We start from the raw sequence: 10,196 nt of genomic DNA on the forward strand, positions 1-10,196 counted from the left end.
ATTAGTTATACTAAAAAGGTATTGCTATATAATGCTGAATATGATATTATAAAATAAAAATTGATTGGTATTAAAAATGGATATAAAGTCTTTAACATATTTTTTAACGGCTGCCAGAGAAGGAAGTATTACAAAAGCAGCAAATTCTCTCAATTTAACACAGCCTAATCTTTCAAGACAAATAAGTAATTTAGAAAAAGAAATCGGTAAGAAATTGTTTATAAGAAGCAACTATAGTATAAAACTTACTTCCGATGGTGTTTTACTTAAAAAGAGGGCAGAAGAAATTATTGACATGGTAGAAAAAACCAGAATGGAGTTTAAATCTTCAGATGATATTATAGCAGGCGATATTTATATAGGAAGTGCGGAAACTTATTATATAAAATTAATTGCAGATGTGATAAAAGATCTTAGAGAGTCTCATCCTAATATAATATACCATATTCATAGCGGTGCATATTCTGAAATTACAGAGAAACTTGATAAAGGACTTTTAGATTTTGGAGTGCTTATAGGAAATATAGATTCATCTAAATATGATTATATAGATATTCCTTATAAAGAGGTTTATGGATTATTGATGAGGAAAGATTCTCATTTATCTAAAAATAAATTCATAGAAAAAAATGATTTATTTGATATACCTATAATATGTCCAAAAATATTTTTTAATAATAAAATACAAACTTCAAAATTTAGTGAATGGATAGGAAATGATTTTGATAAATTGAATATTATATTAAGTTATAATTTGATTTACAATGCTGCTTTAATGGTAGAAGATGGTATAGGATATGCTTTAACTATAGATAAATTAGTTAATACAATCAATACAAGCGATTTATGCTTTATAAAACTAAATCCAAGATTAGAAATAGAATTGAGAGTGGTTTGGAAGAAGAATCAAGTATTTTCAGAAGCTTCAAAAATATTTTTAGAAGAACTAAAAAACAAATTATAAAAATATATATCTTGTAGTAATATTATTTATATATACTAAAAATTTTTAAGTTTTTCAATTTTTTGTTGTTCTTTTTCCCGCCGCAAAAAGAACCTATATCCTCGACAAGCTCGGATACGCTTCGCGAAAGTGCAAGTATAAAATTAGCACTAAATCATACTAAAATTGTATTATATGTAATATAATTTATTAAATTAAAGACCAAATGCAGCCTTTTTGCTTCTTTGTGGCAACAAAAGAAGTGGGGTATGGGGCAAAGCCCCATATATTAAAAAGAAACTATAGTTTTATTTTTGATAAAATATAGTTGTTTATGTATATATTAATGAATTGTATTATTATTTTATTATTATCTTGAATGTTAATAGCTAATTATATATTTTTATAATCTATAATTTTTATATAAAATTTATTCATTTTTATAAAAAACTCTATAAAATCATTTGACATTGGAGTGCACTCTAATGCTATAATACTTTCAAAATTAATAAAAATGAGGTGTTGTAAAATGAGTAAAAAAGTATTGATAATATCATCTAGCCCAAGAAGAGGCGGTAATTCTGATACATTATGCGATGAATTTTTAAAAGGTGCAAAAGAAGCAGGACATAATGCTGAAAAAATATTTTTTAAAGATAAGAATATAGGTTATTGCGAAGACTGCGGAACTTGCTATAAAAATAATAAGCCTTGCGTACAAAAAGATGATATGAAAGATATATTGGATAAAATGCTTGAAGCTGATGTAATAGTAATGGCTACACCTGTATACTTCTATACAATGAATGCTCAAATGAAAACATTTATAGACAGATGCGTTACTAAATATTTAGAGATTAAGAACAAAGATTTTTATTTTATTGCAACTGCTGCTACTGAAAATAAAGATGAAATGCTTAGAACTATTGACGGATTCAGAGGCTTTTTAGATTGTTTGGAAGATGTAAGAGAGAAAGGTTTTATATTAGCACATAGCGTTTGGAATAAAGGAGAGATTAACGATAAAGATTTTATGAAGGAAGCATACAATATGGGATTGAATGTTTGATTATTTTATTAAAGAATAATTAAATTAATTTTTTGAGGGTTGGAAAGTGAGTGATATAAGTTATTCGGACTTTAACAATAATATAAAAACAAATTATATGTTTTCTAATAAATATCTTATAAAATTATTTGTTCCGCTTATTATAGAAGTATTTTTAGAATATTTAGTGGGGCTTATAGATTCTATAATGGTTGCTAGTGTAGGGGAGTCTGCCGTATCTGCTGTATTCTTAGTGGATTTTGTAATTGCATTTCTTATAAGTATATTTGCTGCTGTTGCTACAGGAGGTGCAGTTGCAAGCGGTCAGCATATAGGAGCTAATAATATAGAAAAGGCAGATGACTCTATCAATCAGCTTATAAGATTTTTATTATTATTTTCTGTATTTATAACATTAATTATATATTTATTTAAAGATGCTATATTTTCTGCATTGTTCGGAAGCATAACCGATGAAGTTAGAAATGAAGCAAATACTTATATGCTGATAGTGGCAGCTTCAATACCATTTTTAGCTATTTATAATGGCGGGGCTTCAATGTTTAGAACTATAGGTAATTCAAAAATATCAATGAAGATTATGATATCTATGAATATATTAAATGTTATAGGGAATGCTCTTTTAATTTATGTATTCAAAATGGGTATAGCAGGGGCGGCAATATCTACGCTAATTAGCAGAATAGGTTCGGCTTTAATAATTATAATTTTGGGGCTTAATAAAAATAATCTTATATATATAAAAAATAAAATTATGTATAAGATGGATTTGCAAACAATAAAAAGAATATTATCAGTAGGCATTCCTTATGGTATAGAAAATGGAATGTTCTATTTAGGAAGACTTCTTATATTGAGTTTAATATCTACATTCGGAACAGCTTCAATAGCTGCAAATTCTGTATCTACTCTTATAGCTAGTTTGGAGGTTCTTCCCGGTATGGCTATAGGCTTAGGACTTACAACTATTATATCTCAATGTGTGGGTGCTAATGATTATAATCAAACTAAATATTATACTAAAAAGATTATAGCTATTATTTATGTATCTCAGACTATAACTAGTGCTATTATGCTTGCCATTTTGCCTATAATACTTAATATATATCATTTATCAGCAGAGGCTACAGGATATACTTATAAATTATCATGGTATCATGCCATTATGATGATTATATGGCCTTTAGGTTATTCTTTGCCTGTGGTATTCAGAGCCTCAGGAGATGCTAAGTTTCCTATGATAGTAGCTTCAGTTTCAATGGTGTTATGCAGGATAGTGTTGGCTTATGTATTCGCATTATATTTCAAAATGGGTATGGTTGGCACTTGGATAGCTATGTTTGTTGATTGGATAGTTAAGGCTATAATATTTACTTTTAGATATTTAAGCGGTAAATGGATAAAGTTTCAATATAGTTAATGATAGTCATTAAATGATATGTAATAAATAAAAGAAGATAAATTGGTATGACTTAATAATTTTTTAAGAACATACCAATTTTTTATTATTAATTAAAGCTAAAACAATAGACTTGTTTCAAAACTAATTTTATTTATAATTGTGGGGACTAGCCCCCACACCCCCAGTTCTTTTGTTGACACAAAGAACCAAAAAGACTGCATTCTATAGATAAGTAATACAGTACGTAAAACATTTATTATAAAAAATAAGTTATTACTATATTTTTTATATAAAACTAATTTATCAATTAGTTTTGAAACGAGTATAATTTATAAAGGTTTTATCACTTTAGCGGGATTGCCTCCTACTATAGTATTGCTTTCAACATCTTTATTTACAACAGCACCGGCAGCAACTATTGAATTTTCTCCAATGGTAACGCCCGGAAGTATAATAGCACCTGTACCAATCCATACATTTTTCTTTATTACAATTCTTTTTGGTATAAGTATATTTCTATTATCAAAATCATGATTAGGAGTTATTATACTCACATTATGTGCTATCTGTACATTATCTTCTATAATTACTCCGCCTATATCCATTATAGTGCAGTTCTTATTTATAAATATATTTTTTCCGAACTCTATATTTCCTATATCAACATGAAAATTTTGCATTATAATTACAGATTCATCTAAATTGGTTTCAAAAATTTGATTTAAAATTTCTTTGTTATTTTTATAGCTTTGAAATGTATTATTATATTGCCATAATAGTTTTTCTGTTTCCTGCATTTTATTTGCTATATTTATAAACTCTTCAGAAAACATATCTATTGATTTTCCTGAACTATAATCTTTTAAAAATTCTTTTATATTCATAAATAGTATTCTCCTTAATTGTTATATTTCTAATTATAACATTGGAGTTAACTCTAAGGTCAATATGAAAAATGTTTTTAATTAAATATTAAATATATTTTGTAATCCTTGCAAATTATTTTAATTTTATAAGTTTCAAATCAACTGCTATCATGAATACACAAGGTAAAAATATCAAAGTTATTAATGTTGAGAATATAAGACCATAAGCTAAACTCATAACTATAGGCACTATCAAATCGGCATCTCCTCCTATACCATAAACCGTAGGCATCAATCCACCAACTGTAGTTACTGTAGTTAAGAATATAGGTAAAAGTCTTTGAGTGGCGCCTTCTACTATAGAATTAAATGCAAACTTTTTAGGATTATCCAAAGCATCAGGATTTGTTTTACCGGATTCTATGATTTTGTTTATTAAGTCTATCATTATAATACCGTCATTTACAAGAACACCGCATAATCCCACTATACCTATAAAACCTATAAATGACATAGGCATACCATGAAGATAGAATGCAATAAATACCCCTGTTAATGTAAATGGTATTAAGAACATTATCATCAAAGGCTGAGCAAATTTTTTAAATTGTAATAATAATATTAAATATATTAAAACTATTGCTATAAATAATGTAACTGTAAGTCCGTCTAAAGCTCCTACTGTTTGATCAGCCTCACCTCCGAATCCTATTATAACACCCGGATATCTTTGGCTTATATCTTTAAATTTATTCTGTATGGCAAACATTACCTGTATAGATGTATTTTGTCCCTGAACTAAATCGGCATTGATTGTTATACATCTCTGTCCATTATAATGCCTTATTGCAGATACTCCATTAGTTTCAACTATTTTAGCAACATTTTTCAAATAAAGAAGTCTATTATAAGTATTTGGTATAACAAGATTATTAAGTACATTAGTATCATATATATAATCTCTGTTTAACTGTACTCTAAAATCTAATTTATAATCAAGTTCCTGTATTGATGTTGCGACTGTTCCGCTGTATGCAGTTCTAAGTTCATTTGCAACATTAGCAACATTCATACCTAATTGAGCTATTTCATCATAGTCGAATAATACTCTTAATTCATCTTTTCCTATTTTGTCATCATCATAATAATTTATAACGCCATTTAAACTAAGTAAATATGCTTTCACTTCATCTCTTACTTTTCTAGTTTGATTAATATCATTACCTACGATTTTTATATCAACTGCTTTTCCCGGATCCATTGGAAGTTTAACAGATACCATCAAAGCATCGAGTTCCTGTCTTAAACTTGTTTTTTCTAATTCTGCATTTATATCGTCCATTATGTCATAGGCTGTTTTTTTTCTTTCTGTAGAAGGTATAAGATAAACTGTAATACCGGCAAGATTTGCAGATTCTTCTGAAATATCAACTATGTTTTGATTAACCTGTTTTCCAATTACGCTATTTACTGCAACTAAGTTTTTAGGATCAACAGATTTGTATATGGCATTTTCTATTTGCTCAACATATTTCATAGTGTTTTTAATAGAGTTTCCTATTCCCGAATCAATATTTATCATTATACTGTCTGAGCTTGTATCATATATAAGTATGAATTTTTTAAGACTGTCTTTTGCTAGGAAGAATGAAAATATCAAAAGTATTACAAAAAATAATACTACAAGATATCTGAATTTTAATAATATTTTCAAAGCCTTATTAAAAGGATTTTTCATAGCATTGAATAACTTTTCTTTATCAAAATCTAATGGATTTTTTATTTTTCTTAAAAAATTAAATTTAGAATTCTTTTTAGTTTTATCCTGCAAATTATTAGGAAGAAGGAATATAGCCTGAAATAAACTGGCAATCAAAGCAACTACAACAACTTTAGGAAAAGGAGCAATCAATTTTCCAACAACATCTTTAGTAAGAAGCATAGGCATAAAAGCAACAACGGTAGTCATAGTAGCAACCATTATAGGACTAACAACATCTTTTACGGCCTCTACTGTACCATCAAGTCCTGTCTTACCAACCTTTTGAAAGTCATATATATTTTCACACACTACAATACTATTATCAACAACCATTCCTATAACTGTAATTATTCCGGCAAGAGATATTATATTGAATGTTAAATCAGAGAAATGTATATATGAAAAAGTAATAAATATTACAACTATCATTCCTATACTTGTAAATAAAGCACTTTTGAAATCTAAGAATATTAAAAGAACCACTAATATTATAATAAAACCAAATATTAAATTGCTTGTTGCAACATTTGTAAGAGCCAATACCATTCTTGAAGTTTCTCCCATAGTTGTAACTTCAATATTTTCAGGTATTAAATTTTGATTATTTTTAAGAAATGCATTTATATTTTCTGTAGTTTTTACTATATCAGCATTTTCTTTTTTTAATATGCTTAAAGAATATCCTTCAACGCTGTTTATTCTTACATATATAGATTTTTCAACGAAACCGCTGTCTACCTTTGCCAAATCCTGTATCCTTACTCTCTGACCATTGAAAGTAGAGCGAACAACAACATTAGTAGCTTCTGTAGGATTTTCAAATTGTCCCATTGTAACTATTGTTTTTTCTTCTTCATTTTCTTCTAAATCCATATAGATAGGCTTTTTCAAATCACCGCTTGTAGCTCTTATGTTTCTTGCAGAAAGTGAATTTACTATGTCTGTTAGAGAAATATAATATTCCTGAAGTTTTTTAGGATCGGCTAGAATTTTTATTTCCGGATCAGTTCTTCCCTGAACCCTTATATCAGCAACACCATCAACATATTTTAATTGTCTTTCTAACTCCTTACTGAAATCGTATAAAACTTTTTCATCTCCATTATATCCTTTTTTGAAATGCACGCCTATATTATATATTGGAGTTAATTTTGGGTTTATATCTGTTATCTCTATAGTTTGAACTTCTGAAGCCATATCCGGCACGCTTTGCATCTTTCTAAATATTTCATCTTTAGCTTTGCTTGTATCTATTTCCATATCTAACTGCACGAATATAATAGCAGCATTTTCTGTTATTATAGAAGTAAATTCATCTATTCCGGATATAGTCCTTAATTGGTCTTCTATTTGTATAACGGCATTTTGTTCTACATCTAATGGAGAAGCTCCTGGATAAACAACTTGCAAAATCATTAATTCCAAGTCTGTAGAAGGAAATGATTCTTTATCTATATTATAGTATGAATATAGACCTATCATAATAGAAACGAATATTATGATATTTACCAGCATTCTATTATTAGCAAAAAAGTATATTAAATTTTTCATTATCTCATTATTCCAGGTTATATATTATACATTATAGTATAGCAAATTTTATTATGAATTTATATTGTTAATTAAAAAAATTATATATCAAATAATATTCATAATCGGATTATTTTATAAATAGTAGAAAATAGGACTATTTTATAGACATAAGTATTATATTGTTGTTTATTGTGAAATTAATTTATATTTTTTATTAAAATATTTATAATTATAAAATATAAATTGTTTACATTTTATAATATTATAATATAATATACACAAGTCTATTAATATTTTTTATTTATCAAAATCTAGGACATTTTATATGAAAAGCAGTTCAAATAAAAATAATGCCAGAGTAAAAAAAACTAAAAAGTTGCTTGAAGACTCTCTTGGTCTTTTATTGGAAGAAAAGCCTTTTGAAGATATAAGAGTAATTGATATATGTGCAAAAGCTAATATGCATAGAAGTACTTTTTATACTTATTATAATGATAAATATGAATTATTAAAATCAAAATTAGATGAATATGAGGCAAAATTTTTAGAAGATTTGAAAAGATATAAAATAGAAAATAAATTAAAAGACTCGCATGTCGATATAATGGAAAGAATATTACAATATTTTTATTTGAACAGAAAATATTTAAAAATAATATTCCAAAACAATAAAGACGGAAGTGTTACTAGTATTTTGAGAGAGTATTTAGCTTCTTATGTAATAGAAGGAATAAAAGATTTTAAGACTATACGTCCAAATAAAGATAATGTTATTAGAGTTATGGTTAGCTTTTATTCCGGAGCATTCATATCAGTTCTTACAGATTGGATAGTTAATGATTGTTTTATATCTGTAGAAGAATTGGCTTCTTATATATCAGATATTATTATGCAGAGAGTTTTTTCTGAATAATGTTGTTTTTTCATAATTAATTTTTTTATTGTTTTTATAAATAAAGTATTATTCCGATAATAATACGGAAAAGTGTATTTTACATTTATATTTTTTATTTGATTTATATATAATAGAAAAATAGGAGAAAATTATGAAGAAAATAATTTTATTTATATTGTTATTTGTTTTTTCATTTAATTTTTTAAATGCCCAAAATATAACAAAAGATAGTGATTATTCTAAAAATTGGTCTAGTTTTATATTTAGAAAGACAATAGATATGAGAGGAGCTTTATATGAAGGAAGACCTGGCGGGGATTTAGAATTAGTTTCAGGCAATAATCCGCTTCATTTAGTTAAAATTTATAAATTCATAGGAGCTAGATCAGATACTCATGCATATTATAATCATCAGGTGCCTATATCTATGTTTTATGATAATGCTCCAGCTTTAGGTCTTAATCTAGTTGAAGGCTATTCTATAGAAGGCGGAAAAATAATGAGATATTCAAAATATATAAGAAGCTATCAAGGTAAATTAGATTCTTGGAAAAAAGCTAATTCTACTTTTACAAATGATAGATGGGTAGCAAATTCAGATGCAGATTGGAGTTCTTATCCTGTACCTCAGCCGGAAGATGTTAACTGGGCTGAAGGTGAATATGCAGGAGAGTTATATTAAAAAATATAATGTCGTATATTTCTATTATATTAGTTATATTATTAGTTTTAACGGTTTTATTTTTCATAACTAATAAAACCGTTATTTCTTATGATAATGCTTGGATTAAATTAGTAAAGACTAGAATTGTAAAGGAAGCTGATAGAGATTATCTATTCAGAGAAGACGGCGACCTTATCATAAATAAAAAAAAGAGATTAAGTTTTATTCAAGCAAAACATGAGAATATGGCAGTTTACAGCAATACAGATCATTTAAATAAATTTATGCTTGTTTTTTCAGGATATCCTTCTATAAAAGTAACATTTATGGAAGGGTATATAGTTGAAAACAATAAATTATATTATACCTATGCTTATAAACCTTCTTACTATACCAAGCTAAATAAATGGATGAAATTTAACGGAGTTTTTGAAGATAAAGAAAATTGGATTGCCAAAAAAAATGTTAAATGGAGTACTTTTCCTTGTCCTCAGTCATCGGATATAAATTGGGAAAAAAAAGCTATGATAGGAATTTTATCGTAATAATCAATTTTTCAGAAAAATAGATATTACAATTTTATTAATATTATTGTTATATATGTAAGTATATTGAATAATTTTTTTTATTTGTTATACTTGCAAAATCAATTATTATTTTCAAGGAGAAATATATGAGTTTAAATATAGAAGATAAAGGTAAAGTAAAAGTTGTAAGTTTAGTTGGTAAATTAGATGTTAATTTATCAGTATCTATTGAAGCTGAATTAGAGCAATTAGTAGAATCAGGTTCTATTAATTTAATATTAGAATTATCAGGTATTGAATATTTGAGTTCTAGCGGTATAAGAGTATTCATCTCTATAATGAGAAAAATTAAAGATAAAAATGGAAGATTAGTACTAGCTTGCGTTCCTGATATAATCAAAAAAATATTAAAAACAGTAGAGTTAGAAGATTTATTTGAAGTATATGAAAGTGTAGATGAGGCAGTAGATTCATTCTAATATTTAGATTGATTTTATTTGTTTTTTTTTGTATAATACTTTACATATGTTTTAGT

At 26.6% G+C, this 10,196-nt stretch carries 9 protein-coding genes; 7 read left to right on the plus strand and 2 right to left on the minus strand.

The window, feature by feature from the left end:
• Positions 1 to 76 precede the first annotated feature (76 nt).
• The 3 genes from Q0K19_RS01250 to Q0K19_RS01260 all read left to right on the plus strand — a co-directional run bounded on the left by Q0K19_RS01250 (position 77) and on the right by Q0K19_RS01260 (position 3,432).
• A complete protein-coding gene (locus tag Q0K19_RS01250) occupies positions 77 to 964 on the plus strand; it encodes a LysR family transcriptional regulator (protein WP_297244827.1) in 888 nt (295 codons plus the stop codon).
• A gap of 508 nt (positions 965 to 1,472) precedes the next feature.
• Positions 1,473 to 2,012 (plus strand): flavodoxin family protein, encoded by a 540-nt coding sequence (locus tag Q0K19_RS01255; protein ID WP_297244828.1) that lies wholly within the window; start codon positions 1,473 to 1,475, stop codon positions 2,010 to 2,012.
• A gap of 46 nt (positions 2,013 to 2,058) precedes the next feature.
• Positions 2,059 to 3,432 carry an MATE family efflux transporter gene (locus Q0K19_RS01260; protein WP_297244829.1) on the plus strand — a complete coding sequence of 458 codons (1,374 nt, stop codon included), beginning with the start codon at positions 2,059 to 2,061 and terminating at the stop codon, positions 3,430 to 3,432.
• Between the two features lie 311 nt (positions 3,433 to 3,743).
• On the opposite strand, the gene Q0K19_RS01265 is transcribed toward Q0K19_RS01260, so the two are convergent.
• Complete coding sequence (locus Q0K19_RS01265) at positions 3,744 to 4,298, minus strand: sugar O-acetyltransferase (protein WP_297244830.1); 555 nt, start codon at positions 4,296 to 4,298, stop codon at positions 3,744 to 3,746.
• Positions 4,299 to 4,413: 115 nt separating this feature from the next.
• Positions 4,414 to 7,593, minus strand: coding sequence for an efflux RND transporter permease subunit (locus Q0K19_RS01270; RefSeq protein ID WP_297244831.1), 3,180 nt, complete (start codon positions 7,591 to 7,593; stop codon positions 4,414 to 4,416).
• A gap of 307 nt (positions 7,594 to 7,900) precedes the next feature.
• Here Q0K19_RS01270 and Q0K19_RS01275 point away from each other — a divergent pair, with 307 nt between their 5' ends.
• From Q0K19_RS01275 to Q0K19_RS01290, 4 genes are all read left to right on the plus strand, one after another.
• Positions 7,901 to 8,488: a TetR/AcrR family transcriptional regulator C-terminal domain-containing protein gene (locus Q0K19_RS01275; RefSeq protein ID WP_014487596.1), complete on the plus strand. Its 588-nt coding sequence runs from the start codon at positions 7,901 to 7,903 to the stop codon at positions 8,486 to 8,488.
• A 133-nt stretch (positions 8,489 to 8,621) separates the two neighbouring features.
• Positions 8,622 to 9,152 (plus strand): hypothetical protein, encoded by a 531-nt coding sequence (locus Q0K19_RS01280; protein ID WP_297244832.1) that lies wholly within the window; start codon positions 8,622 to 8,624, stop codon positions 9,150 to 9,152.
• 8 nt (positions 9,153 to 9,160) lie between these two features.
• The gene (locus tag Q0K19_RS01285) at positions 9,161 to 9,679 is read left to right on the plus strand and encodes a hypothetical protein (protein ID WP_297244833.1); all 519 of its coding nucleotides are present in this window, start codon (positions 9,161 to 9,163) and stop codon (positions 9,677 to 9,679) included.
• Positions 9,680 to 9,807: 128 nt separating this feature from the next.
• Positions 9,808 to 10,140, plus strand: coding sequence for an STAS domain-containing protein (locus Q0K19_RS01290; protein ID WP_297244834.1), 333 nt, complete (start codon positions 9,808 to 9,810; stop codon positions 10,138 to 10,140).
• The last annotated feature ends 56 nt before the right edge of the window (positions 10,141 to 10,196 follow it).

Source organism: uncultured Brachyspira sp., from assembly GCF_944393015.1.
In the GTDB taxonomy this organism is placed as follows: Bacteria; Spirochaetota; Brachyspiria; order Brachyspirales; family Brachyspiraceae; genus Brachyspira.

What these genes read in the sequence shown, in the direction of transcription:
- Q0K19_RS01250 (WP_297244827.1), top strand. Translation starts at nt 77, where the DNA reads ATGGATATAAAGTCTTTAACATATTTTTTAACGGCTGCCAGAGAAGGA.
- Q0K19_RS01255 (WP_297244828.1), top strand. Translation starts at nt 1,473, where the DNA reads ATGAGTAAAAAAGTATTGATAATATCATCTAGCCCAAGAAGAGGCGGT.
- Q0K19_RS01265 (WP_297244830.1), bottom strand. Translation starts at nt 4,298, where the DNA reads ATGAATATAAAAGAATTTTTAAAAGATTATAGTTCAGGAAAATCAATA.
- Q0K19_RS01270 (WP_297244831.1), bottom strand. Translation starts at nt 7,593, where the DNA reads ATGAAAAATTTAATATACTTTTTTGCTAATAATAGAATGCTGGTAAAT.
- Q0K19_RS01275 (WP_014487596.1), top strand. Translation starts at nt 7,901, where the DNA reads ATGAAAAGCAGTTCAAATAAAAATAATGCCAGAGTAAAAAAAACTAAA.
- Q0K19_RS01280 (WP_297244832.1), top strand. Translation starts at nt 8,622, where the DNA reads ATGAAGAAAATAATTTTATTTATATTGTTATTTGTTTTTTCATTTAAT.
- Q0K19_RS01285 (WP_297244833.1), top strand. Translation starts at nt 9,161, where the DNA reads ATGTCGTATATTTCTATTATATTAGTTATATTATTAGTTTTAACGGTT.
- Q0K19_RS01290 (WP_297244834.1), top strand. Translation starts at nt 9,808, where the DNA reads ATGAGTTTAAATATAGAAGATAAAGGTAAAGTAAAAGTTGTAAGTTTA.